The organism is Halomonas sp. A11-A, assembly GCF_003182195.1.
Lineage (GTDB): Bacteria > Pseudomonadota > Gammaproteobacteria > Pseudomonadales > Halomonadaceae > Halomonas > Halomonas alkalicola.
This window is the reverse complement of sequence record NZ_QGTM01000010.1, coordinates 1-22,708: the sequence shown is the minus strand read 5'-3', so window position 1 is coordinate 22,708 and position 22,708 is coordinate 1. Positions and strand designations below refer to the sequence as shown.

The following is a 22,708-nucleotide window of genomic DNA, read 5'->3' as shown; positions in this document are numbered from 1 at the left end:
CCGGAAGCGGTTGATGGCGGCGGTGGCCTGGCGCGGCTGGGTCTGCAGCTGCAGCTCGCTGACCAGCATGCCGGTGGCGAAGTTGATGGCGCCGTCGCGCTCGCGGCCGTCGCCCACGGCGATCAGCAGCCCCGCGGCGGTGTTCACGGCCAGAGAGCCGAGCCGTGCCTCCCAGCTGCGGCGCCGCTGCTCCTCGGCGGCCACGGCCTCGAGCAGCGCCCGGGCGCCGTCGATATCGCCCGGTTCGCCGGCCGCAAGCTCGCGGGAGGCGGCGGGGTGGGGCTGGCGGTCGAGGAACATGCCGCCCAGGGCGAGGGCCGACTTCACCACCCCCACCCGGGCGTCGTAGCGGTCGTCGCGGCTGCTCGCTTCGCTGGCCTGCCAGGTGTTCAGGGCCAGGCTGCCGGCATAGATCGTCGTCCAGCCCGCCTGCCAGTAGCCCGCCTGGCGGGCGCCGTCATTCAGAGCCGCCTCATAGGCCTGCCATTCGGCGTCGGGGCCCTGGGCCAAGGCGGGCAGGGGCAGCAGCAGGCCGGCCAGGCAGGCGGCGGCGAGGCGGCGGATCGAGGCGGGCAGCGACATGGGCATCTCCGGGGGCGGCAATGGCCACAGCCTAGCACCGGGACGGCGCGGCGGCAGCTGAGGCACCACGGCGGCTGACGCTTCCGGCGCCAGGGCGCACAATGGTCGCCATACCACCTGCGCGAGGAGCCCTGAATCATGTCGACCCTCTGATGGGTGCTGTCGGGCATCGTGGCCGGCGGCGCCGTGCTGCTGCATCTCTTCCATCGGCGCCTCAGGATCAGCCTGGCTGCACCGCGGGTCCCGGTCGCCTACGGGCTGGCCGAGCTCGGCTTCGACGGCGAGGCCCTGTGGATTCCTGCCCGACGGGGTCGCCGGCTGGCGGCTTGGTGGTTGCCCGGGAAGCGCCGAGGGACGGTGGTGATCACCCACGGCTGGGGCGCCAACCGTGAGCTGATGCTGCCCCTGGCGCGGCCGCTGCAGGCGGCGGGCTGGAACGTACTGCTCTTCGATGCCCGCAATCACGGCGAGAGAGCGATGCCGATACCTTCTCCTCCATGCCGCGCTTTGCCGAGGATACCGACGCCGCCGTGGCCTGGCTGCGCGCGCGGCCCGGCATGGCCCAGGCGCCGGTGGTCCTGCTTGGCCACTCGGTGGGCGCCGCGGCGGTGCTGCTTGCCGCCTCGCGGCGCGACGATATTGCGGCGGTGGTGAGCCTGTCGGCCTTTGCACACCCGGACGGCATGATGCGCCGCTGGCTGAAGGAGAAGGGGCTGCCCTTCTTTCCCCTGGGCTGGTACGTGCTGCGCTACGTGGAGCGGGTGATCGGCCACCGCTTCGCTGCCATCGCCCCGGTCACTACGCTGCCCCGGGTCGGCTGCCCGGTGCTGCTGGTGCATGGCCTCGACGACAGCGTGATTCCGCCCGAGGATGCCGAGCGCCTCCATGCCAGCCGCGGTGCCACCCCTACCCGACTGCACCTGCTGCCCGGCGATCATGACCTGAGCCGGCATATCGAGGCGGAACTGCCCGCGCTGCTGGCCTTCCTCGAGGCCGCCCTGGCCGAGGCGCGCCACAGCCGGCGTAAGAGGTCAGAGCCCCAGGGCGTGGCGCATCACCTGGCGCTTGGCGCCGGCCAGCCGCTCAGCGCCTCGGCGTCCTGCGGCCCCAGGTTGAGGCCCTGGCCCGCCAGGGGGTGGATGACATGGGCGGCCAGCATCCGGCCGTCGTCGAGCTCCAGCAGGCTGCGGTGGCCCCCCCGGCACCCAGGCCACCGGGCCCGTCCGGCAGAGCCTGGTGACCGTCGGCAGCTCGGCCAGCCGCTGCCACAGGGCGCGGCGAATGACCCGGTTCTCGACGAAGTGGCCGAAGTTGTCCACACCTGTTTGGCCACGTCCGGGCGGTGGCGTCGGACCCGGGATGGCCCCGTCGTCATCAAAGTGTCATATAGTGGCGCTACGTTGCGCCCACTGACACGGAATCGTCATCGAAACGTCACGAAGGGACCGTTCACCAACACGGCAGACCACTAATGTCGAATCCTGGACCTTCCACCGATCGTCCCGCTCTTGCACGCCAGGCCACTCACGAGGTGCCCGCCTGGCTGCGAGGCCTCTACGCCGGCCTGTGCCTCTACCTGTTCCTGGCCGCCCTCAACGTGCTGGGCGCGGGGCTTGGCACCTTCGGGGGGGCCAGCGATGTCCTGACCCGGGCCTTCGCCTACGGCGAGAACCCCTTCGTCGCCCTGATGGCCGGCGTGCTGGTCACCATGGTGGTGCAGAGCTCCTCGTTTACCTCGGCATTGATCGTCACCCTGGTGGCCAGCGGGGAGATGACCCTGGGCACGGCGGTGTTTGCCATCATGGGCGCTAATATCGGCACCGCGGTGACCGGGGTGATCGTGGCCCTGGCCAACGTGCGCATCAAGCGCAACTTCCGGCGCTCCTTCACCGCGGCGATGATGCACGACTTCTTCAATATCTTGACCGTGCTGATCGTCTTCCCGCTGGAGTGGTTCACCGGGATGTTCCATGAGGGTGGGCGCGGCATCTTCACCCGGCTGGCCGCCTGGCTGGCCGACCTGATCGGCCTGGAGGAGGTCGCCCGCCCCAGCAGCCCTATCAAGGTGATCACCGCGCCCATCGTCGACGGGGCCAACTGGATCGGTACTACCCTGATGCCGAGCCCGGCTTCCGCCGGCCTGCTGGTGGCCGGCCTCGGCCTGCTGCTGATGTTCACCGCCCTGGTGTTCATGGTGCAGAACCTGCGTGGCGCCCTGCTGCGCCATATGGACGGGCTGTTCCGCACCTACTTCTTCCGCACCGACGCCCGCGCCTATGGCGTGGGGGTGGTCTCCACCGTGCTGGTGCAATCCAGCTCCATCACCAGCAGCCTGATGGTGCCCCTGGCCGGGGCCGGGGTGGTGCGCCTGCGGCGGGTGCTGCCGTTCATGATGGGCGCCAACCTGGGCACCACCGTGACCAGCGTGCTGGCGGCGACCGCCAACCCCATTGCCGCGGCGATGACGGTGGCGCTGTTCCATGTCATCTTCAACCTGACCGGTACCGCCATCTGGTGGCCCCTGCGGGTCATTCCTCTGCGCATTGCCACCTGGTACGGGCGGCTGGCCGGCCAGAAGATTCGCTACGCCTTCCTGTTCCTGATCGGCGTATTCCTGGTGGTGCCCCTGGTCGGCATCACCCTCACCGAACTGTTCATGAGCCTGCGCTGAGCGCGGCCAACCGGGAGGTTCCCCATGTTCAAACAGCTCTATAGCGCCCTCACCTCCGAGAACAGCATCGACCAGGCCTACGCCGACCTGACCCGGATGCTGGAACATGGCGCCTGGATGTTCTCGCGTGCCAACGAGGTGCTCTACAGCACCGTGGCCGCCGAGGAAGTGCGCCAGCCGCTCTACGAGCGTGACCGGGCCGTCAACGAGCTCGAGCGCTCGATCCGCCGCAAGGTGCTGCGCCACCTCACCGTCAACCCCGGCCACGACGTGGCCATCTGCCTGGCGCTGATGAGCGTGGCCAAGGACGCCGAGCGCATCGGCGACTACTGCAAGAACGTCTTCGAGGTGGGGGCCTTCTACAGCGAAGGCTTCCACGTGCCCAGCTACCAGCATCCGCTGGACGAGATGGCCGAGCGCCTGAACGGCCTGTTCAAGGAGCTGATCGCCGCAACTCGTGACTCCGACGAGGCCAAGGCCCATCGGGTCATCACGGCCACCCGCGAGATCCGCGGCCGCTGCGACAAGCTGATCGAGGCGCTGCTGCGCGAGGAGGAGGCGGTCGAGTTCCACGAGGCGGTGGCCTATTCGCTGCTGGCACGCCACTACAAGCGGGTAGCCTCGCACCTGGCCAACATCGCCACCGCGGTGACCGGCCGCCTGGAGGACCTGGACTTCCCCAGCGACCCCGACGACCGCGCCCTGGACTAGAACGTCTCGGTATCGATCTCGGCCTGCTGCGCCACGCCGTAGCGCTCGCCCGCGACCCGCTCCGGGGCCAGCAGGGCGTCCAGCCGCGCCACGGTGGTGGCCTTCAGGCGCAGCCCCTCGGCGGCCAGGTTCTCGCGCATATGGGCCACGGAGCGGGTGCCGGGGATCGGCAGGATGTCGTCGCCCCTGGCGCGCAGCCAGGCCAGGGCCAGCTGGCCGCTGGTGACCTCGAGCTCGCCGGCCACGGCCTCCAGCTCGGCCAGCAGCGCCAGGTTGCGGGGCAGGTGCTCGGCGCTGAAGCGCGGCATGCCCCGGCGCATGTCGCCCTCCGCCAGGCGCTCCGGCTCCCTCACGGCACCGGCCAGGAAGCCCCGCCCCAGCGGGCTGAAGGCCACGAACAGGGTGTCCGCCTCGCGGCACGCCTCGAGCACCGCGATCTCCGGGTTGCGGGTCCACAGCGAATACTCCGACTGCACCGCGGCGATGGGGTGCTCGGCCCGGGCGCGCCGGAGGGTGGCCGCCGAGACCTCGGAGAGGCCCACGGCGCCGATCTTGCCCTCCTCGACCAGCCGGCCGAGCGCGCCCACACTCTCCTCGATGGGCACCGTCCTGTCCCAGCGATGCAGGTAGTAGAGGTCGATATGGTCGGTCTTGAGGCGCGCCAGGCTCTCCTCGCACTGGCGGCGCAGGGTGGCCGGCCGGCCGTCGATCACCTTGCGGCCCAGCTCGGGGTCCATGGCCATGCCGCACTTGCTGGCCAGCAGGATCTCGCCGCGCCTGGCCGAGAGGGCCTTGCCCACCAGCCGCTCGTTGGCGGTGGCGCCGTAGAGGGTCGCGGTATCGAAGTGGCGATAGCCCATGTCGAAGGCGGCATCCAGGGCGCGCAGCGCCTCGGCCTCGGGCACCGGCTGGCCGTAGCCGTGGGAGAGGTTCATGCAGCCCAGGCCGATGGCGGGTGAGCCGACCGCCTGTAGACGGGAGAAAAGGGTCATCATGGCACTCCTCGTGCTCAGTGCTTGCGGGCAATGAACTGCACCACGGCGCCCAGGCCGGTATGGCCACGGCCCTCCACCACCTCTCGCTCGCACTCGCGGCTGAGCTCGATCGCCATCTCGGCGAAGGCCGCGTCGAGCTCGGCAGCGGTGGGGGTGCGGTCCGGGGTGTCCGGGCCGCCGGTGCTGCGCGGCACCTGATCCGGGGTGTAGGCCTCGAGGATCAGCACGCCACCGGGCTTCAGGGCGCGGATCACCTGGCGGTGCAGGTGGGGGCGGCCCGCCGCCGGCACGTGGCAGAAGATCGACACCACCGCATCGAAGCTCTCCGGCAGGAACTCATGCTCGGTGAGGTCGGCATTCAGGGTGGTCAGCGCCACCCCCTGCTCCTCGGCCAGCTGGGCGGCCTTGCGCAGGCCCACCGAGGAGGCATCCACCGAGGTCACCCAGTGGCCCAGCCCTGCCAGGTAGACCCCGTTGCGCCCCTCGCCGTCCGCCAGGCAGAGCACCCGCTTGGGCGCCTCGCCGATCAGACCGGCCTGCTCGCGCAGGAAGTCGTTGGGTTCGGTGCCGTAGACGTAGTCATCCGTGCTGTAGCGTTCGTCCCACATGGGGGCACTCTCCTGTCAGGGGTGGTCAGAGCTCGAGAGTAGCAAGTTATGCCGACAATGTGGCAGCGATATGTCGGTGTTCGGCGACGTCGTGATTCGTGCGATGGCTTCCATGGAAAGTCGGTTAAGGTAGGATCCTTAGCGGCATAACGACGCAACAATACGGACATCAGGAGCGCCAGGCATGGCCACGCCTTCGTCACCCTCCCTCGGGGGACCGTCCCCGGGGTTCCTCTCCCCGCGCTACCGGGTGCTGCTGGCCGGGGTGTTCAGCCAGATCCTCTGCATCGGCGTGGCGCGCTTCGCCTATACGCCGCTGCTGCCGGTGATGCAGCAGCAGACCTGGCTCACCGATGCCCAGGGCGGCTGGCTGGCCGCCCTCAACTATGCCGGCTACATGCTGGGCGCGCTGCTGGCGGCCTCCATCCACAGCATCCGGCTCAAGGACACCCTCTATCGCCTCACCCTGGTGCTGGCGGTGCTCTCCACCGCCGGCATGGCCCTCGCGGACAGCTTCTGGCTGTGGGCGGCCATGCGCTTCGTGGCCGGTTTCTCCAGCAGCGGCGCCATGCTGCTGGCCTCGGGGTTGATCCTGCATTGGCTGATCAGCCACGGGCAGCGCGGCGAACTGGGTATCCACTTTGCCGGGGTGGGGCTGGGCATGCTGGTAGCGGCCCTGGCGGTGGAGCTGATGCTGCGCCTGGCCTTCGGCTGGCAGGCCCAGTGGTGGGGCTTCACCGCTCTGGCCGCGGCGCTGTTGATTCCCGCCTGGGCCTGGCTGCCGCGCCCCGCCAAGCCGATCATGGGTGCCGGAGGCGGGCAACGCCAGGCCCAGCCGCCTAGCCGCACCTTCATGCGGCTGATGCTCGCCGCCTACTTCTGCGCCGGCTACGGCTATGTGATCAGCGCCACCTTCATCGTGGCCATCGTTGAACGCGAGCCGCTGCTGGCTGGTGCCGGCAACTGGACCTTTGCCCTGGTGGGGTTGGCCGCCGCTCCCGCGGTGATGGTGTGGGACCTGATCGCCCGGCGCTTCGGCTACCTGGGTGCGCTGATCGCGGCCATGGCCCTGCAGGTGGTGGGCATCGTGCTGCCGGCGCTGACCGCGAGCCTGGCCAGCGTGCTGATCAGCGCCGTGCTCTACGGCGGCACCTTCCTCGGCTGCGTGAGCCTGGTGCTGACCATGGCCGGTCGGCTCTACCCCCAGAGCCCGGCGCGGATGATGGGGCGCATGACGCTGGCCTACGGCACGGCGCAGATCGTCGCCCCGGCGCTCACCGGGATGCTCGCCGAGGGTACCGGCCACTATGACACCGGCCTGTGGCTGGCCGGCGGCTTCGTGGCCCTGGGGGCGCTGCTGTTGATCTGGCTGCGTGCGGTGGATCAGACCGCCCAGCGGCTGGATGCCGAGGCGCGGGGAGGCGTGGCCTGACACCTGATGAATCAACCTGTTACCAAGGGTTACCGGAAAATGTTGAACGCGAGCGGGTGAGCGTCGTCACAGAGGGCACATGCATACAACGCCCCCCCTCTGGGGTGATTCTCTGGAGGTATCAATGAAACGGATGACAGCCCTTTTCTCTGCCGCCCTGCTCAGCGCCGGCCTGATGTCGGCCACCGCCCACGCCCAGCAGGACCCGGCCGCTGCCCCCGAGCAGCCCCAGGCCGCGGCCCCGGCGATGGACTTCACCGATGAGCAGCTTGAGCAGTTCGCGGAGGTCTCCCAGGAAATCGTCGTGATCTCTCAGGAGTACACCGAGCGCCTGCAGGCCGCCGAGGACGAAGCCGCCCAGCAGGAAGTGCAGATGGAGGCCAACGACAAGATGGTCGAAGCGGTCGAGGAGGGTGGTCTCGACGTGGATACCTTCAACGCCATCGGCATGGCGGTTCAGCAGGACCCCGAGCTGATGCAGCGCGTTCAGGAGAAGGTCGAGTCGTAAGGCTCGCGGGCCGGGCCCAGGCCCGGTCCCGGTGTATGGTGTTCCCCGACGCGGCCGGCCCAGGTTCCCCCCGCCCCCTCGGCATGTCCGGCCGGACCGCGTCCTTCGCCCCCGCACCTTGCGGGGGCTTTTTGTGGGTGGTGGGCAGGTTTTGCAGGGGTGTTATAGTAATTACCAACACGGCCCCGATCGGCGGATCCGCTCTGCGGTGATGCTGCTGAGGGGTTTTTTGATTCCGGGCTGCCAGGGACCGCGCCATGATCGATCGTGAGGGAGTCGAGCAAGGACCAGATCAGGTCATCGATATTGCGAGCTGGGACATCCATCAGGAATACGAGGTCTTCCCGGTTGGCGCTCGGGACAAGTCGCTGCTGGTCTGCCCGAATCCGGCTCCGTTCGACTTCTGTTTGCCGGGCCATAACTACCTGTTCAAGGAAGCCATCAAGAGTGCCAACGACCCTGGCAAGCCACGTCACCCCGATCAGTACTGGGCCGAGCTGATCGCCTTTCGCATCGGACGCCTGATGGGGCTGACCCTGCCGCCGGTGTTCGTAGCGATCGATTCGGAGCGTAATGAGCCCGGCACTCTGAACGAGTGGTTCATGGGCTACCCCGGCAGTGGAGATGAGCGCTATTTCCCCGGAGGCGACTACATGCAGCGCCGTATTCCGGGCTATGACCGTGAAAAGGGGAAGCAGCACAACCTGGCTACCATCATCGAGATCAGCCGCATTCTTGAGCGTGGCAAGTGGCTGACCCATGACTGGCGGCGCTACTGGGGGCTGTGTCTCTGTTTCGATGCGCTGATCGGTAACACCGACCGCCATCAGGAAAACTGGGGGCTGATCTGGAGCGAGGAAGGGCCTTTGGCACGGTTCGCGCCCTACTTCGACAACGGCACCAGCCTGGGGCATGAGTTGTTACCGGAGAAGATGCAGCGCATGATGCGCGACCCGAACGAGCTCGCGGGATACCTGCGAAGGGGTCAGCATCAGATGCGCTGGGCCAGGGACGACAGTCGGCGCCTACCATTGATCGAAGGAGTCGTCGCGTACTGTCGGCACTTTCCCCATATCCGACCGATACTGATAGAACGGCTGCAAAGATGGTGCGAAGATGACTTGGAGGCCATGCTGTACCGCCTCACGCAATTTGACCTTCCGCACCCGCTTACAGCTCAACGTGCTGAATTTATTGCCTTCCTGACGCTGACAAGGAGAGCGCGCCTGTTAGAGGCGCTGGAGAACTGACATGACCCGCTTTATCGAACATCTGGTGGAACCACAGCGGCTGCTGCTCTTCTGGCAGGCCCGCGAGAGCAAGAAGCGCTCTCGCTATCGCGTGGGCCAGTTGGTGACGAAGGGCGGTCAGGTAGTGCTTCAATATGACCACGGCCCCGAGATGACAGAGGCGAAGCAAATGGGCTTCGAAGGCTATCCCGCCTTCCCGCTGAAGCAGGTGGAGCACAGCCACCAGGTGATGGAGGCCTTCAAGCGGCGCCTGCCGCCGCGAAGCCGAGGCGATTTCAGTCGCTATCTGGAGCTGCGTGCCATCCCTGCCGATGCCGAGATCAGCGACTTCGCCCTGTTGGGGTACAGCGGTGCCAAGCTACCCAACGATGGTTTCGAGCTGGTGCATCCCTTTGATGATCCGCCTGAAGCCTTCGAGGTGCTGGTGGAGGTGGCTGGGTTCCGCCATGAAGCCGAACTCGACGCCTCAGAGCTGAGCCAGGGCGACCCCGTGCAGTTCGTGCCGGAACCTGAAAACCAGATTGACGCACACGCCATCAGGATGGAGAGCGCCGGACGAAAGCTCGGTTATGTTCCGCGGGGGCACCTGGACATGCTTCACCGCATGCTGGGCCGGGGTGCTGCCCTCGACGGCGAGGTATTTCGCATCAATGGCAGCCCAGAGCGCCCTCTGGTCTATGTACTGACCCGGATCCGACTGGATGACCGACCGGCAATGCCGGCCAATGTGTTCCGGATGCAGGCTTGAGCCTGATGCGCTGAGCGCCGTACACATGCGTCAACATGGCCCCCGCCTCTTGGCTCTCACGAGCTTACGCGGGGGTTCTTACTTGCTCTGTCCTCCCGGGATGGCTCAGGTGGGCCATCAGTTCACCGCCTGTTCCACCACTGCCTCGGCGAGGTGAGTGCGGGTCGCGCCGGCCTCGGCCAGGCGGTTCTTGAGCTGATCGCAGAGGGCCATTAGCTCGTCGACCTTGTCGACGATGCGCTGCTGCTCGTCTAGCGGAGGAACTGGAACGATACAGCTTCTTAGCTGAGTTTTGTTGATGGAGGCAAGATTGGTTGTCTGCTTGCTCGAATTGGCGAAATACTCTCTGGCAATTCCAGAGTTAAGATATTTTTCGATCCAATGCTCGTTCTGCTCTCCAAGGATGAGGCGGGCACGAAAGACATGATTTTGGTGAGTCATAGGTTTGATGTCAGCATTCCATATTGCTGTTCTTCCCACCTTGTCCCAGTCGCCACCTTCAGTGATCAAGAGATCTCTTTTCTCGACTGTGTATTTCTCAACCTCATCGCATGCCATTTCAATTTCCTTGACCTCGCTTAGGTCAAGCGCACCTCTCTGGACATTGGCCACCCTTAGGTAAGGCACCCAAACAGCTTTCTTTCCGGAGAGCTTCTTGCCTTTGGCAATGCCGCTTATAATGTTGGTGATGTCATCCATGCGAGACATAGCCCACCCAGTTGGAATCTCAAAGGGATATTCATCATGAGCTATTTCCGGTAACGGCTTCTGCTTTCTAATCTTCCCTTCCTTGACCAGCCGGACCTTCTCCTCGGCGATACGTTCCAGCAGCACGCTGGCGGGCTCATCGTTGGGGTCCTGCTCCACCAGCCGCCCCATCACCGCCAGCTGGAGGATGGCCTGCTTGAGCTTGTCGATGCTGGCTTCGGTGGTGAAGAGGGTATCGAAATGCTCGGCGATGCGGGCCCAGCTCGCGGTCACTTCCGCGGCATCGGCGGAGCGGGTGAGGGCGTCGAGCAGGGTATCGACCAGCACCTCATGGGCTTCCAACTGGTCGCCGACCTGCTGCTCCAGCCGGTCGCAGAGGGCCATCAGCTCGTCGACTTTTTCGACGATGCGGTGTTGTTCCTCAAGGCTCGGTGTGGCAACGGGTATAGATGATAGTCGCGCTTGATTAAGCTTGGGAACGGTCATTCCGGTGATATACGGGTTTAAGTCGGCGGCAGTTAGGAAATACACCAAGTATTCATCGGTGATAGCCTCCCTTCTTGGCCTTAAAACATGGGCGTGATTGTTTACCCACGTCTTGCCTGAAATAGGAAAAGCTGTTCCTTCTCCCTTATCCCATTTGGCGCCGTCCTCACCGACTAGCACCAATGGTTCGTCAAATAGGTAGCCATCAACATAGTCTACGATGCCAGAGGCGCCATAATATGGATAGGGACCATCTTTGCGTGCCGATTTTGTTATGGGCTTACGCTGACTGTCGAGAACCTCGACTATTTCACCCAGCCTTGTCCATGCCCAGCCTTTCGGTTTTTTGAATGGCTGCTCATCTGGCGTAACCTCGCCTGACACTGTTTGGCGACCCCTTGTTTTGGGCGGCGTATAGTCATGTCGGAGATTGAGGAGTAAATCACTAAAAGAAATGTCCTCGGGGTCCTGCTCCACCAGCTTGCCGCGCACGGCGAGCTCCAGAATCAGCTCGCGCAGCTTCTTGATGCCGGTCAGCTCGATCTTTCCATTGTTGCCGCGGCCACCGCTGCGCTTCTGGGTGACGGCGCCGGTCCAGAGGTCGAGGTGGTCGGTAATCAGCTCGCGCGCGCTCATGCCTGTTCGCCCTCCTTGGCAGTGGCGTGGCTCAGCGCATCGCCGAGGATCTGCTTGAGCTGGTCGCGCAGTTCTTGGATCTCGGCCTGCTGTTGGGCGTATTGCGCCAGCAGTTCATCCGGGTCGTGGCTGGTCTGCTCGGCCTGGTGGGGGTTCTTGATATCCAGGTTGTAGTGGCGCGCCTTGATCTCCTCGATGCCGACCTTCCAGGCCTGCTCGGTCTCCTCCCGACTGGCGAAGCCGTCGCTTTCCTCGCCCCACCAGTCGATTTCGGTGGCGAACTCGGCGAAGCGCATCGGTCGGGTCTTGCTGTAGTTCTTGTAGCCCTCGGGGTAGGGGTGCTCGTAGTACCAGATCTGCTCGGTGGGCCGACCCTTGGTGAAGAACAGCAGGTTGGTCTTGATGCCGGTGTAGGGGTTGAACACGCCGTTGGGCAGGCGAACGATGGTGTGCAGGTTGCACTCGCTGAGCAGCTTCTCCTTGAGGCGGGTCTTCATGCCCTCGCCGAACAGGAAGCCGTCCGGCAGGACCACCGCGGCGCGGCCGCCCTCCTTCAACAGCTGGATGAACAGCGTCATGAACAGGTCGGCGGTCTCGCGGGTGCGGAAGGCCTGGGGGAAGTTGGTCTCGATGCCGTCCTCCTCCATGCCTCCGAAGGGCGGGTTGGCGACGATCACATCCACTCGCTCCTTGGGCCCCCAGCTGATCAGCGGGCGGGCCAGGGCGTTGTCGTGGCGGATCTGCTCCGGCACCTCGATGCCGTGGAGGATCAGGTTGGTGGTAGCCAGCAAGTGGGGCAGCGGCTTCTTCTCGATGCCACGGATGCTGGCCTGCAGGGTCTGCTCGTCCTCCGGGGTCTGCACGTAGCGGCTGCGCTTGTGCTCGATGGTGCAGGTGAGAAAGCCGCCGGTGCCGCAGGCCGGGTCCATGACGATCTCGTCGAGCTTGGGGTCTACCCGGTTGACCATGAACTCGGTCACCGCCCGCGGGGTGTAGAACTCCCCGGCGTTGCCGGCGCTCTGCAGGTCCTTGAGGATCTGCTCGTACATATCGCCGAGCTGGTGGCGGTCGGCCTGGGTGTTGAAGTCGATGCCATCCTGCAGCTTGTTGATGACCTGGCGCATCAGCTGGCCGGACTTCATGTAGTTGTAGGCGTCCTCGAAGACGTTGCGGATCACCACGGCGCGGGTGTCGTCGCCGCGGGGCTGCAGCTGCTGCAGGCCGGGGAAGAGCATGGTGTCGACGAACTCCTTGAGCTCGTCGCCGGTCATGCCCTCGGGGTCGGCGGCCCAGCGGCGCCAGCGCAGCGGCTCGGGGATCGGCGAGCGGTAGGCATCGTCGAACATCTCCCACTCCTGCTCCCGGTCATCGAAGATCTTCAGGAACAGCATCCAGACGAGCTGGCCGATGCGCTGGGCGTCGCCGTCGACGCCGACGTCCTTGCGCATGATGTCCTGGATGGACTTGATGGTGGTGCTGATGCTCATGGGGGTGTCGATTCCTTGCGATGCTGGGCAGATGCCGGTTCATCCACAGGCGGAAGCGCCGGCATCGGGGTGTGGATAACGCCTGGGGCATGCTGCGCAATGCCAACAGGATACCGGTCAGCCGCTGGAGTGGTAGAGGGCGTCTTCGAGTTCATGGACCGCGCGGGTATAGCCTGGCTTGCCGCCGAAGGCCTGGACCAGCTCCATGGGGGCACCGATCTCGCTGAAGGGGGCCAGGGTAAGCACCTTGGGGTCCTCGATGGGCGTGATGCCGGCGTCGGCGTACTTCTCCACCAGCGACTCCAGCACCTTTCGTGCCTGACCCTCGTAGCGGCCGAAGAGGTCGCGCTTCTTCACCTGCTCGGCGCGCTCCCGGCGGGTCAGCGGTGGGCGGTCGAAGGCGATATGGCAGATCACGTCGAAGGGGTCGGGCTCGTCGCCGAGCTTCTTGCCCAGCTCGGCGATCAGCTCCTCCCAGAAGATGCCCTGCTCGGCCAGCTCGTCGAGGATCGCCTGCTTGCGTTCGGCGTCGTGCCAGCGTCGCAGGAAGTCGTCGAGGGAGGCGAACTGCTCCTTCACCTTCTGGCGGGTGTAATCGCGCAGGCTCTCGGTGATCAGGTTGCCATTAGCATCGTGATACAGCACCCGCTCGGCCACCACGCTGACGGTGATGTCATCGACCACGTATTTCACCCGCTTGCCCTGGCCTTCATCGTCACCGAAGGCGGTCACCGGCGCGGCCGTGGCGTCGTCGTTCTGCCAGGTGGCGCCATCCTCCAGCTCGTAGCCGGCGAGACCCTCCTCGACGCCTTCCGCCGCCGCCTCGCTCTCTTCCTGCTCATCATCGGGTGTGACGGGGTCGCCGGCGCCGGGCTGGTAGACCTTCACCGGGTCGCCGTCGAAGTCGGGGTCGGCGAACAGCTCGGTGGCCTTCTTGAAGTCGAGGATGGTGAACCAGTGCTTGTGGTAGTCGTCGTTGATGCGGGTGCCGCGGCCGATGATCTGCTTGAACTCGGTCATCGACTGGATGCGCTGGTCGAGCACGATCAGCTTGCAGGTCTGGGCGTCGACGCCGGTGGTCATCAGCTTGCTGGTGGTGGCGATGACCGGGTAGCGCGCCTCGGGGTTGATGAAGTTGTCGAGCTCCGCCTTGCCCTCGGCCTCGTCGCCGGTGATGCGCATCACGTACTTGCGGTTCTCGGCCACTCGCTTCGGGTTGAGGTTGACCAGCGCCTGGCGCATGCGCTCGGCGTGGTCGATGTCCTCGCAGAAGACGATGGTCTTCTGGTAGGGGTCGCTGCCTTCTAGGAACTCGGTGATCTTGCGCGCCACCAGCTCGGTGCGCGGCTCCAGCACCAGCTGGCGGTCGAAGTCCTTCTGGTTGTAGATGCGGTCCTCGATCTCCTGGCCGAACTTGTCGCGCTGCCCCTTGCTTGGCCGCCAGCCCTGCAGGTCGCGGTCGATATCCACGCGGATGACCTTGTAGGGGGCGAGGAAGCCATCCTCGATGCCCTGCTTGAGCGAGTAGGTGTAGAGCGGCTCGCCGAAGTAGTCGATGTTGGAGACCTCTTTCGTCTCCTTGGGCGTGGCGGTCAGGCCGATATGGGTGGCGGATGCGAAGTAGTCGAGCACCCGGCGCCAGGCGGAATCCACCGCCGCGCTGCCCCGATGGCATTCGTCGATGACGATCAGGTCGAAGAAGTCCGGCGAAAACTGTCGGTAGATGTTCTGCTCCTCCTCGCTGCCGGTCACCGCCTGGTAGAGCGACAGGTAGATCTCGTAGGAGGGGTCCACCGTGCGGTTGGTGACCTTGGTCATCGCCTGGCCGAAGGGCTTGAAGTCGTTGTTCTTGGTCTGGTCGACCAGGATGTTGCGGTCGGCGAGGAAGAGGATGCGTTTCTTCTGCTTGGCCTTCCACAGCCGCCAGATGATCTGGAAGGCGGTGAAGGTCTTGCCGGTGCCAGTGGCCATCACCAGCAGTATGCGGTCTTGGCCGCGGGCTACCGCCTCCACGGCGCGGTTGATGGCGATGCGCTGGTAGTAGCGCGGGCTGCGGCCGCTGCCGTCGTCGTAGTAGGGCTGCTCCACCACGGAGCGCTCGGCGGGCCCCAGGCCCCGGTAGCGGCAGTAGCGTTCCCAGAGCATCTCCGGGGAGGGGAAGTCGTCCAGGCCGAGCACGGTTTCGGTCTGGCTGCCGAGACCGGTGCGGTCGTGGAACAGGAAGCCGTCGCCGTTGCTGGTAAACACGAAGGGCACGTCCAGGGCGTCGCTGTAGGCGAGTGCCTGCTGCATGCCGTCGCCGAGGCCGTGCTTGTTGTCCTTGGCTTCGATCACCGCGATGGGCTGGTTCTTGTGGTAGCTGAGCAGGTAGTCGGCGCGGCGGCGCTTGCCGCGAATATGCAGCCGCCCGCGCACGATGATGCGCCCGGCGGTGAAGGAGACCTCCTCGCGCACCTGGGTCTGGATATCCCAGCCGGCGTGCGCCAGCGCCGGGGTGATGAACTTGGTGCAGATGTCCCGTTCGCTGAGGGCCTTCTTGTCCATGGCAGCATCCTGCTTGTCGATGGCGGGGCGGGCATTGGTTACCCAAGCTTACGTTACCCGAGCAGGCTAAGCATCCTGTGGACCCGGCGGCATCACCACCCACTCGGGCTCCTTGAATTCGCCGATCACGCGGATCTCGCAGAAGGGGGCGGCGCTCTTGATGATCTCCTTCACCCTTGGCGCCGGCTGGGCCTCCATGGCGTCACGGCTTTGCTTGCTGTCCCAGTGGGCGATGGCGATAAGGGTGGCGGGGTCGTCGATCTTGCGGTGCAGCTCGGTGCCCCGTGCACCCGGCGCCTGCTGGATCAGCTCGCTGGCGCGTACCCAGGCGTCGGCGTAGTCCTCGGCGGTGTAGCCGTCGCGGATATGCACTTCGAAGATGTACTTCATGGCTTTCTCCTGTCGGCAGTGAATCGGGCGTCACGTCGCGAGGGCGACGATCTCCCACATTGATTCCCTGTGTGGACAGGGTGTTGGCGCTATGACACCCACCTGCATCAATAAAACTTTAGTTTAGTGCTGGTACCTTGGCCGTGTCGCTTCGGTTGAGGACCAGTGTCCTGCGAGGCCATCGACCTGGCGACTCCTTTCAATGTTCACAGGGAAATCGCTCATGTCCCAAACTCACGAAGGCGCCTCGGATCTGCGGCTGGTTCCCGCGCTGGTGGCTATCGTGGTCGGCCTGGGGGTGTGGCTGTTGCCCCAGCCTGCCGAAGTCTCCGATCAGGGATGGCTGATGCTGGCCATGTTCATCGGTACGATTGCCGCCATTATCGGCAAGGCGATGCCGATTGGTGCGCTCTCGATCGTCGCCATCGCGATGGTCGCGGCGTCGGGCGTCACCAGCGACCAGCCGGGCACGGCGATCCGCGATGCGCTGGGCAGCTTCACCAGCCCGCTGATCTGGCTGATTGCCGTGGCCATCGTGATATCCCGCAGCCTGATCAAGACCGGCCTGGGCTCGCGTATCGGCTACTATTTCATCTCGGTATTCGGCAAGCGTACGCTCGGTATCGGCTATGCCCTGGCGCTCTCCGAGCTGACGATCGCCCCGGTCACACCCAGCAACACGGCGCGCGGGGGCGGCATCATGCACCCCATCATGAGTCGATCGCCCATAGCTTCGGTTCAACCCCCGAGAACGGGAATACCGGCAAGATCGGCAAGTACCTGGCACTGGTCAACTACCACAGCAACCCCATTACCTCGGCGATGTTCGTGACCGCCACGGCCCCCAACCCGCTGACCGTCAAGCTGATTGCCGAAGCCACCGGTGCCGCGATTACGCTGAGCTGGACCACCTGGGCGCTGGCCATGCTGTTGCCGGGCCTGGCGGCGATCGCACTGATGCCGCTGGTGCTCTACCTGCTCTATCCCCCCGAGATCAAGAAGACCGAAGACGCGGCGAGCTTCGCCCGCCAGCAGCTCTCCGACCTAGGCCGCATGCAGCGAGACGAGAAGATCACCCTGGGTGTGTTCGTGATGCTGCTGCTGCTGTGGGCAGGGGTGCCGGCCTGGCTGCTGGGTGATGCCTTTGCGTTGCATTCGGCCACGGCCGCGCTGATCGGCCTCGCCGTTCTGCTGCTGACCGGGGTGCTGACCTGGAAGGACGTGCTGAGCGAAAAGAGTGCCTGGGACACCCTGGTGTGGTTCGGTGCCCTGGTGATGATGGCCTCGCAGCTTAATCAGCTTGGTGTGGTGGCCTGGTTCTCCTCCACCATCGAGGGCCTGATTACCCAGACCGGCGTGGGCTGGCTTGGCGCGAGCTCCTTGCTGATCCTGGTATTCCTCTACTCTCACTACTTCTTCGCCAGTACCACGGCGCATATCACGGCGATGATGGGAGCCTTTCTGGCCGTGGGCCTGGCCATGGGAGCGCCGGCGATGCCGTTCGTGCTGAGCATGGCGGCGGCCTCCTCGATCATGATGACCCTGACCCACTACGCCACGGGCACCTCCCCGGTCATCTTCGGTTCGGGCTATGTGCCGCTCGGTGAGTGGTGGCGCGCCGGCTTCATCATGAGCGTGGTCAACCTGCTGGTCTGGGTCGTGGTGGGCGGTCTATGGTGGAAGCTGCTCGGCTACTGGTAAGGATGTTCCATGATGTCGCAGGTTCCCCTGCTGATCGCCATCGCCGCCCTGGCCGGGGCGGCATTTTCCGGTTACGGCGTATGGCAGCGCCGCGCGGTCAACGCCTGGCCCCGGGCCATGGCCGAGGTGGTGGCCACCGAGGTCATCGAGCACCGTCAGCACTCTCAGCGGCGTGAGCACTTCGAGCAGCAGGCGCGCTTCCTGCCGCGGGTGGAAGTGCGCTTCGAGGTGGCGGGCCAGGCAATCGTCACCGACAACCGCCGCTTCGATGCGCCGCCTTCCTTCACGGAGCGTGAGGCGGCGGAGGCCTGGTTGCGAGACTACCCCACCGGCAAGACGCTGGAGGTTCGCTACGACCCCGACGACCCGAAACTCGCCCAGTTCGGCCCGTCGCGCATCCCCTCCCGGCGCATCGGACTGGCATTGTTCCTGCTGGCGGTGGCGGGGTTTGCCCTGTTCATCTACCTGCAGTGACTCCCGCCATGTAAAAGCGCCGCGGTTCCCGGGAGCCGCGGCGCTTTGCGTGGTAGTCAGGCCTGCGTATCAAGCGCGCTGGGGTTCCAGTGCTTGGGTATGCAGGGCATTGCCGGCTGCGTCCATCAGGGTCACGGTGAGGATCTCGCTCTCGCCATCGAGATCCACCTGGCCGAAGAACTGGTAGCCGTCGGAGGGCGGCAGGTTGGACTGCCCCTCCGGCGGCGCCTTCTGGTAGACCACTTCGGGGCCGAAGGTGCCGTCCAGCTCGCCGGGGCCAAAGGTGCCGGCGTGCAGGGGGCCGCTGACGAACTCCCAGAAGGGGTCGAAGTCCTTGAAGCTGGCGCGCTCCGGCGAGTAGTGGTGAGCGGCGGTGTAGTGCACGTCGGCGGTGAGCCAGACCACGTTGTGGATGGCTTCGTCGCGGATCGCCCGGAGCAGCTCGGCGATCTCCAGCTCCCGGCCCAGGGGCTCGCCGTGGTGATCGTTGGCGATGGCTTCGAAGTTGTCGCCGTCGCGTACGATCAGGCCGATGGGCATGTCCGAGGCGATGATCTTCCAGGTCGCCCGGGAGCTGCGCAGGCCGTCGAGCAGCCAGCGCAGTTGGTCCTGGCCGAGGAAGGTGGCCTCGTCGCCGCTGGCTTGCCGGTTGCGGCTGTTGGCTGCGCGGTAGGAGCGCATGTCGAGCATGAAGATCTCCAGGCTGGGACCATAGGCGAAGCGTCGGTAGATCCGCCCGGGGGCCTCGGGGCGCTGGCGCAGCGGCATGTATTCGAGAAAGGCGCGGCGGGCGCGGGCGGCGAGCAGCGAGACGTTCTTCTCGGTGTAGCGATCGTCGTCGAGGAGCTGGCCGGGGTACCAGTTGTTGACGGTTTCATGGTCGTCCCACTGGGCGAGCATGGGCACGGCGGCATTGAAGCGGCGCAGGTTGGCGTCGATCAGGTTGTAGGCGTACTGGCCGCGGAATTCGTCCAGACTCTCGGCCACCTTGATCTTGGCGGGTGTCACCCGGTTGCGCCACAGCCCGCCATCGGGCAGTTCCACGCTCTCCTGCAGGGGGCCGTCGGCATAGACGGTGTCGCCGGAATGAATGAAGAAGTCCGGTTGCTGGCTCAGCATGGTGGCGTAGGTGGTCATGCCGCCTCGCGATTCGTCGATTCCCCAGCCTTGGCCGGCGGTGTCGCCCGACCAGACGAAGCGCACGTTGCGGCGGCTCGCTGGGGGCATGCGCAGTTGGCCGACGACGGGCTCGCTGACGCCACGGCGGTCGTCCAGCGCCTCGAAGCGAATGCGATAGTGCACGGTATCCAGGCCGGAGAGCCCGGTGGCGTCGAGCTTGGTGGTCAGGCCGGTATCCGGCAGGGCCTCGGGGCCGAGCAACTGGCGGGCGCCACGGAACTCGGGGTTGTCGGCGATCTCGACCCGCATGCGTGCCGGGCGATCGACCTGGGCCCAGAGCATGGCGCGGTCGTGCAGCATGTCGCCGCTCATCACACCGTAGGGCAGCATCGGGCGGCGGCCCTGGGCCAGCACGATGGAAGGGGCGGCCAGGCAGGCGCCGAGGGCGGCACCCCCCTTGAGGCCGAGCTTGAGGGTGTCGCGACGAGTGAAGCGCATGAGAACCTCCGAAAGGGGTGAGTACAGCTACTGCATCATCATGTGTCGTGATGACAGCCCCTTGTCGGCGCGATGACATGCCTGTTTCCTTGTTAAGCCATTGATGATTCTGCGCGAAGCCGGCAGCATGGCGGCCTTTTGCGTGGAGGATTCATGCGCCGCTATCTACTGGCCGGGCTGCTGGCTCTCGCTCCCCTGGTGGCCCAGGGCGATATCGTCGTGGGCAGCTGGAACATCAAGCACCTGGGTTGGAACAACGACAAGGCGGTGGGGCAGGTGGCTCATGTGGCCGACCACTTCGACCTGCTGGCCATCCAGAAGCTGATGGACCCAGCGGCCCTCGAGGCGCTGGAGCGAGAGCTGGAGGCGCTCTCCAGCGAGGCGTGGTCCTCCATGGCCAGCCATGCCCTGGGGCGCAGCTCCTACGAGGAGCACTACGGCTTCCTGTGGCGCGAGAGCGAGGTGGCCTACGAGGATGGCGCGGTGGTGTTCATCGACCATGGCGACGTCTTCTCGCGCGAGCCCTACTCGGCGCGCTTCCGCGATGTGGAGAACGATACGCTCTTCACCGCGGCCACGGTACATGTGGTGTATGGCGATAGCGTTGGCGACCGCCTGCCGGAGATTGCGGCACTGGCCGACTACTGGCAGTGGCTCGGCGAGGTGCATGCCGATACCCCGCGCCTGCTGATGGGCGACTTCAACCTGGCACCGGACCATGCCGGCTGGGCGCCCCTGCGCGAGCGGGGCGCGGTGCCGGCGGTGACCGAGGGTGCCTCTACCTTGGCGACCACGGCGGGCCGCTATGCCAACCTCTACGACAACCTGTGGTACGACGCCGAGCGTCTCGCGCCGGATGAGCAGGGTGTGTTGCGCTTCCCCGAACTGCTGCCGATGGCCCACCAGGAGGCCCGCGCGCGCATCTCGGACCATGTGCCGGTGTATGTGGCGCTGAACGGGGCGACGCTGGAGCGCCAGGCTGCCGATGGGGGTGAGCTGATGGCCAGCCGGGGTGGTCCGGGTTGCATCGACCTCAACGCCAGCGGCGCCGACCGCCTGGCCGAGCTGCCCCATGTGGGGCCGGCACGCGCCGAGGCCATCATCTCGGGCCGGCCGTGGCGGGCACCGGGCGAGCTGACGCGCATCTCCGGCATCGGCGAGGGGCGTCTGGAAGCGATCCGCGGCAGCGGCCTGCTGTGTGGTGGCGAACAAGGTTGACCTGTATGGGGTTTTGCTTCAGAACAGGCTGATATCTCGGCCCGGTGGCGTGATGGCTGCCGGGACGTTCTGTCTGATCAGCAAGGAGTCTTGAGCGATGCCCCTTTCCCCTTTCGAGCGGACCCTGGCCGCCCTGGATGCGCTCCACGCGGAGGACCCGCGTCGCGTCGAGGTGGCGGGCGAATCCGTACCCCGGGAGCTGTGGCACGCCGGGCGCATGAGCGCCTGGCTGGAGCGGCTGCATGATCGCCCCGACGAGCTGATGCGCCTGGCGGTGCGCGGTCAGCACCTGCAGCGCTGGCAGGTGCCGCGCAGCGACTATCCGGAAGGGCGGGTGGGCTACCTGACCTGGCGCCGCGACCAGGGGCAGCGGGCCGGCGAGACCACCGCCGGGCTGATGCGCGAGGCGGGCTTCGACGACGCGGCGGCCGAGGCGGTGCAGCGGATGATCCGCAAGCAGGGCCTGGGGCGCGACCCAGGGGCCCAGGCGGTGGAGGACTGCGCCTGCCTGGTGTTCCTGGAGAACTACTTCGGCGATTTCGCGAAGCAGATCGACCACGACCACCTGATCCGCATCGTGCAGATGACCTGGAAGAAGATGTCGCCGAAGGCCCATGAGCTGGCGCTGGGCCTGCCCATGAGCGACGAGGCGCGGGCCCTGGTGGAGGAGGCGCTGGCGGGGTAAGGGTCCGGTCGGATCTAGTTCAGCAGCCGGGCGCTGTACCAGGCGATCATGCGTTCCTCGTCGGTGGGGATCACCCAGGCGCTGACGCGGCTGTCGGCGCGGCTGATGCGGAGGGCGTCGCGGCGGTTGGCGTCTGGGTCGAGGGCCAGGCCCAGCCACTCGCAGCCCCGGCAGATGGCCTCGCGCACCGGGGCGGCACGCTCGCCGATGCCGGCGGTGAAGACCAGCTGGTCGAGCCCGCCCAGGGCGGCCGCCAGGCTGCCGATCTCGCGCACGGCGCGGTAGGCGTAGAGCGCCACTGCTTCGCGGGCCTCCTCCGCAGGGCTTGCGAGCAGCTCTCGCATGTCGCCGCTGATGCCGGAAACGCCGAGCAGGCCGGAGCGCTTGTAGAGCAGCTCGGTGACCTCGTCGGCGCTCATTCCCTCCTGCTGGATCAGGTGCAGCACCAGCCCCGGGTCGAGGCTGCCGCTGCGGGTGCCCATGGGCATTCCCTCGATGGCGGTGAAGCCCATGGTGGAGGCCACGCTTATGCCGTTGCGGATGGCGCAGAGGCTGGCGCCGTTGCCCAGGTGGGCGACGATCACCCGCTCGCGGGGGGCATCGCCCAGGCAGGCCGGCAGCACCTGGTTGATGTAGTCGTAGGAGAGGCCGTGGAAGCCGTAGCGGATCATCCCGCGCGCGGTCATCTCCCGGGGTAGGGCGAACCAGCGGGCGACCTCGGGCTGGTCGGCGTGAAAGGCGGTGTCGAAGCAGGCCACCTGGGGCAGCTCAGGGTGGCGCTCGGCCAGCGCCGCCACCGGGGCGAGGCAGAAGGGCTGGTGCAGCGGTGCCAGCGATTCGAAGGCCTTGAGCGCGTCGGTGATCTCGGGGGTGAGGCGCACCGGGCGGTGGTAGTCGCGGCCGCCGTGCACCACGCGGTGTCCCACCGCGGCGAGTGCCAGGTCGGGGCTCTCGTCGAGCCAGCTCAGCAGGCGTGCTGTGGCACCCGGCAGGTCGAGGCTCGGGGGCAGCTCGCCCATCTCCACCGCCACCGGGCGGCCCTCGCCATCCGCCAGCGTGAAGCCGGGGGCGCCGCCGTTGAGCCCGGTGAACTTGCCGCGATAACGGGGTGTCAGGGCGTCGAGGGAAGCGGCGCCCGCCAGCGGGTAGAGGGCAAACTTCAGGTTCATCGCATTTTGCCGGGAAACGCGGCACGGATCTTCAGGAAGAAGTACTCCGTGTCGCGGTACCCGTAAGCCATCCGCTTCATGACCTTGA

At 66.2% G+C, this 22,708-nt stretch carries 19 protein-coding genes and 1 pseudogene; 11 read left to right on the top strand and 9 right to left on the bottom strand.

Annotated features, from left to right (window positions below; genetic code table 11):
• Positions 1-582, bottom strand: a 582-nt coding sequence (locus tag DER72_RS08810) for a hypothetical protein (protein ID WP_181395633.1), incomplete at its 3' end; no start/stop codon positions are given.
• A 497-nt stretch (positions 583-1,079) separates the two neighbouring features.
• Between DER72_RS08810 and DER72_RS16265 the strand changes: the two genes are divergently transcribed.
• From DER72_RS16265 to DER72_RS08795, 3 genes are read left to right on the top strand one after another with little or no spacing between them, the layout of a single operon-like run.
• Positions 1,080-2,054, top strand: coding sequence for an alpha/beta hydrolase (locus DER72_RS16265; protein WP_219983243.1), 975 nt, complete (start codon positions 1,080-1,082; stop codon positions 2,052-2,054).
• A 59-nt stretch (positions 2,055-2,113) separates the two neighbouring features.
• Positions 2,114-3,253 (top strand): Na/Pi symporter, encoded by a 1,140-nt coding sequence (locus DER72_RS08800; protein ID WP_258306254.1) that lies wholly within the window; start codon positions 2,114-2,116, stop codon positions 3,251-3,253.
• A 24-nt stretch (positions 3,254-3,277) separates the two neighbouring features.
• Complete coding sequence (locus DER72_RS08795) at positions 3,278-3,964, top strand: PhoU domain-containing protein (protein WP_110069625.1); 687 nt, start codon at positions 3,278-3,280, stop codon at positions 3,962-3,964.
• Here DER72_RS08795 and DER72_RS08790 read toward each other — a convergent pair.
• The gene (locus tag DER72_RS08790) at positions 3,961-4,959 is read right to left on the bottom strand and encodes an aldo/keto reductase (RefSeq protein ID WP_110069624.1); all 999 of its coding nucleotides are present in this window, start codon (positions 4,957-4,959) and stop codon (positions 3,961-3,963) included. The two genes, DER72_RS08795 and DER72_RS08790, sit on opposite strands and share 4 nt — an antisense overlap.
• Before the next feature lie 14 nt (positions 4,960-4,973).
• On the bottom strand, positions 4,974-5,567 hold the full coding sequence (locus tag DER72_RS08785; RefSeq protein ID WP_110069623.1) for a cyclopropane-fatty-acyl-phospholipid synthase family protein: 594 nt from the start codon (positions 5,565-5,567) through the stop codon (positions 4,974-4,976).
• Between the two features lie 184 nt (positions 5,568-5,751).
• Here DER72_RS08785 and DER72_RS08780 point away from each other — a divergent pair, with 184 nt between their 5' ends.
• The 4 genes from DER72_RS08780 to DER72_RS08765 all read left to right on the top strand — a co-directional run bounded on the left by DER72_RS08780 (position 5,752) and on the right by DER72_RS08765 (position 9,505).
• Positions 5,752-6,999 (top strand): YbfB/YjiJ family MFS transporter, encoded by a 1,248-nt coding sequence (locus DER72_RS08780; RefSeq protein WP_110069622.1) that lies wholly within the window; start codon positions 5,752-5,754, stop codon positions 6,997-6,999.
• Between the two features lie 124 nt (positions 7,000-7,123).
• Positions 7,124-7,507 carry a DUF4168 domain-containing protein gene (locus tag DER72_RS08775; RefSeq protein ID WP_110069621.1) on the top strand — a complete coding sequence of 128 codons (384 nt, stop codon included), beginning with the start codon at positions 7,124-7,126 and terminating at the stop codon, positions 7,505-7,507.
• Between the two features lie 257 nt (positions 7,508-7,764).
• A complete protein-coding gene (locus tag DER72_RS08770; RefSeq protein WP_110069620.1) occupies positions 7,765-8,757 on the top strand; it encodes a hypothetical protein in 993 nt (330 codons plus the stop codon).
• Between the two features lies 1 nt (position 8,758).
• Positions 8,759-9,505 carry an HIRAN domain-containing protein gene (locus DER72_RS08765; protein WP_110069619.1) on the top strand — a complete coding sequence of 249 codons (747 nt, stop codon included), beginning with the start codon at positions 8,759-8,761 and terminating at the stop codon, positions 9,503-9,505.
• Between the two features lie 117 nt (positions 9,506-9,622).
• On the opposite strand, the gene DER72_RS08760 is transcribed toward DER72_RS08765, so the two are convergent.
• The 4 genes from DER72_RS08760 to DER72_RS08745 all read right to left on the bottom strand — a co-directional run bounded on the left by DER72_RS08760 (position 9,623) and on the right by DER72_RS08745 (position 15,756).
• Entirely contained in the window at positions 9,623-11,335 is a 1,713-nt protein-coding gene (locus DER72_RS08760; protein WP_110069618.1) for a restriction endonuclease subunit S, read from the bottom strand.
• Positions 11,332-12,822: a class I SAM-dependent DNA methyltransferase gene (locus DER72_RS08755; RefSeq protein ID WP_110069617.1), complete on the bottom strand. Its 1,491-nt coding sequence runs from the start codon at positions 12,820-12,822 to the stop codon at positions 11,332-11,334. The genes DER72_RS08760 and DER72_RS08755 overlap by 4 nt, the downstream gene beginning before the upstream one ends.
• A 117-nt stretch (positions 12,823-12,939) precedes the next feature.
• Entirely contained in the window at positions 12,940-15,366 is a 2,427-nt protein-coding gene (hsdR, locus tag DER72_RS08750) for an EcoAI/FtnUII family type I restriction enzme subunit R (protein ID WP_110069616.1), read from the bottom strand.
• A 66-nt stretch (positions 15,367-15,432) separates the two neighbouring features.
• The gene (locus DER72_RS08745; RefSeq protein WP_110069615.1) at positions 15,433-15,756 is read right to left on the bottom strand and encodes an antibiotic biosynthesis monooxygenase; all 324 of its coding nucleotides are present in this window, start codon (positions 15,754-15,756) and stop codon (positions 15,433-15,435) included.
• A gap of 202 nt (positions 15,757-15,958) precedes the next feature.
• Here DER72_RS08745 and DER72_RS08740 point away from each other — a divergent pair.
• Both DER72_RS08740 and DER72_RS08735 read left to right on the top strand, forming a co-directional pair.
• A pseudogene (locus tag DER72_RS08740) lies at positions 15,959-17,457 on the top strand (DASS family sodium-coupled anion symporter).
• Positions 17,458-17,469: 12 nt separating this feature from the next.
• Positions 17,470-17,931, top strand: a complete 462-nt coding sequence (locus DER72_RS08735; RefSeq protein WP_181395632.1) for a DUF3592 domain-containing protein — start codon at positions 17,470-17,472, stop codon at positions 17,929-17,931.
• Between the two features lie 69 nt (positions 17,932-18,000).
• Here the strand turns inward: DER72_RS08735 and DER72_RS08730 are convergent, their stop codons facing one another.
• A complete protein-coding gene (locus DER72_RS08730; protein WP_110069613.1) occupies positions 18,001-19,548 on the bottom strand; it encodes an alkaline phosphatase in 1,548 nt (515 codons plus the stop codon).
• A 153-nt stretch (positions 19,549-19,701) separates the two neighbouring features.
• Here DER72_RS08730 and DER72_RS08725 point away from each other — a divergent pair, with 153 nt between their 5' ends.
• Both DER72_RS08725 and DER72_RS08720 read left to right on the top strand, forming a co-directional pair.
• Positions 19,702-20,766, top strand: coding sequence for a helix-hairpin-helix domain-containing protein (locus DER72_RS08725; protein ID WP_181395631.1), 1,065 nt, complete (start codon positions 19,702-19,704; stop codon positions 20,764-20,766).
• A 97-nt stretch (positions 20,767-20,863) separates the two neighbouring features.
• Positions 20,864-21,451, top strand: a complete 588-nt coding sequence (locus DER72_RS08720; RefSeq protein ID WP_110069612.1) for a DUF4202 domain-containing protein — start codon at positions 20,864-20,866, stop codon at positions 21,449-21,451.
• A 14-nt stretch (positions 21,452-21,465) separates the two neighbouring features.
• Here DER72_RS08720 and DER72_RS08715 read toward each other — a convergent pair whose 3' ends face one another.
• Positions 21,466-22,620 (bottom strand): acetate/propionate family kinase, encoded by a 1,155-nt coding sequence (locus tag DER72_RS08715; RefSeq protein WP_110069611.1) that lies wholly within the window; start codon positions 22,618-22,620, stop codon positions 21,466-21,468.
• Positions 22,621-22,708: the final 88 nt, after the last annotated feature.

Excerpts from the sequence above, each read along its gene's own strand:
- DER72_RS08775 (WP_110069621.1), top strand. The coding sequence starts at position 7,124 with ATGAAACGGATGACAGCCCTTTTCTCTGCCGCCCTGCTCAGCGCCGGC.
- DER72_RS08725 (WP_181395631.1), top strand. The coding sequence starts at position 19,702 with ATGCGCCGCTATCTACTGGCCGGGCTGCTGGCTCTCGCTCCCCTGGTG.
- DER72_RS08760 (WP_110069618.1), bottom strand. The coding sequence starts at position 11,335 with ATGAGCGCGCGCGAGCTGATTACCGACCACCTCGACCTCTGGACCGGC.
- DER72_RS08790 (WP_110069624.1), bottom strand. The coding sequence starts at position 4,959 with ATGATGACCCTTTTCTCCCGTCTACAGGCGGTCGGCTCACCCGCCATC.
- DER72_RS16265 (WP_219983243.1), top strand. The coding sequence starts at position 1,080 with ATGCCGCGCTTTGCCGAGGATACCGACGCCGCCGTGGCCTGGCTGCGC.
- DER72_RS08780 (WP_110069622.1), top strand. The coding sequence starts at position 5,752 with ATGGCCACGCCTTCGTCACCCTCCCTCGGGGGACCGTCCCCGGGGTTC.
- hsdR (WP_110069616.1), bottom strand. The coding sequence starts at position 15,366 with ATGGACAAGAAGGCCCTCAGCGAACGGGACATCTGCACCAAGTTCATC.
- DER72_RS08715 (WP_110069611.1), bottom strand. The coding sequence starts at position 22,620 with ATGAACCTGAAGTTTGCCCTCTACCCGCTGGCGGGCGCCGCTTCCCTC.
- DER72_RS08745 (WP_110069615.1), bottom strand. The coding sequence starts at position 15,756 with ATGAAGTACATCTTCGAAGTGCATATCCGCGACGGCTACACCGCCGAG.
- DER72_RS08720 (WP_110069612.1), top strand. The coding sequence starts at position 20,864 with ATGCCCCTTTCCCCTTTCGAGCGGACCCTGGCCGCCCTGGATGCGCTC.
- DER72_RS08770 (WP_110069620.1), top strand. The coding sequence starts at position 7,765 with ATGATCGATCGTGAGGGAGTCGAGCAAGGACCAGATCAGGTCATCGAT.
- DER72_RS08795 (WP_110069625.1), top strand. The coding sequence starts at position 3,278 with ATGTTCAAACAGCTCTATAGCGCCCTCACCTCCGAGAACAGCATCGAC.
- DER72_RS08735 (WP_181395632.1), top strand. The coding sequence starts at position 17,470 with ATGTCGCAGGTTCCCCTGCTGATCGCCATCGCCGCCCTGGCCGGGGCG.
- DER72_RS08730 (WP_110069613.1), bottom strand. The coding sequence starts at position 19,548 with ATGCGCTTCACTCGTCGCGACACCCTCAAGCTCGGCCTCAAGGGGGGT.
- DER72_RS08785 (WP_110069623.1), bottom strand. The coding sequence starts at position 5,567 with ATGTGGGACGAACGCTACAGCACGGATGACTACGTCTACGGCACCGAA.
- DER72_RS08765 (WP_110069619.1), top strand. The coding sequence starts at position 8,759 with ATGACCCGCTTTATCGAACATCTGGTGGAACCACAGCGGCTGCTGCTC.
- DER72_RS08755 (WP_110069617.1), bottom strand. The coding sequence starts at position 12,822 with ATGAGCATCAGCACCACCATCAAGTCCATCCAGGACATCATGCGCAAG.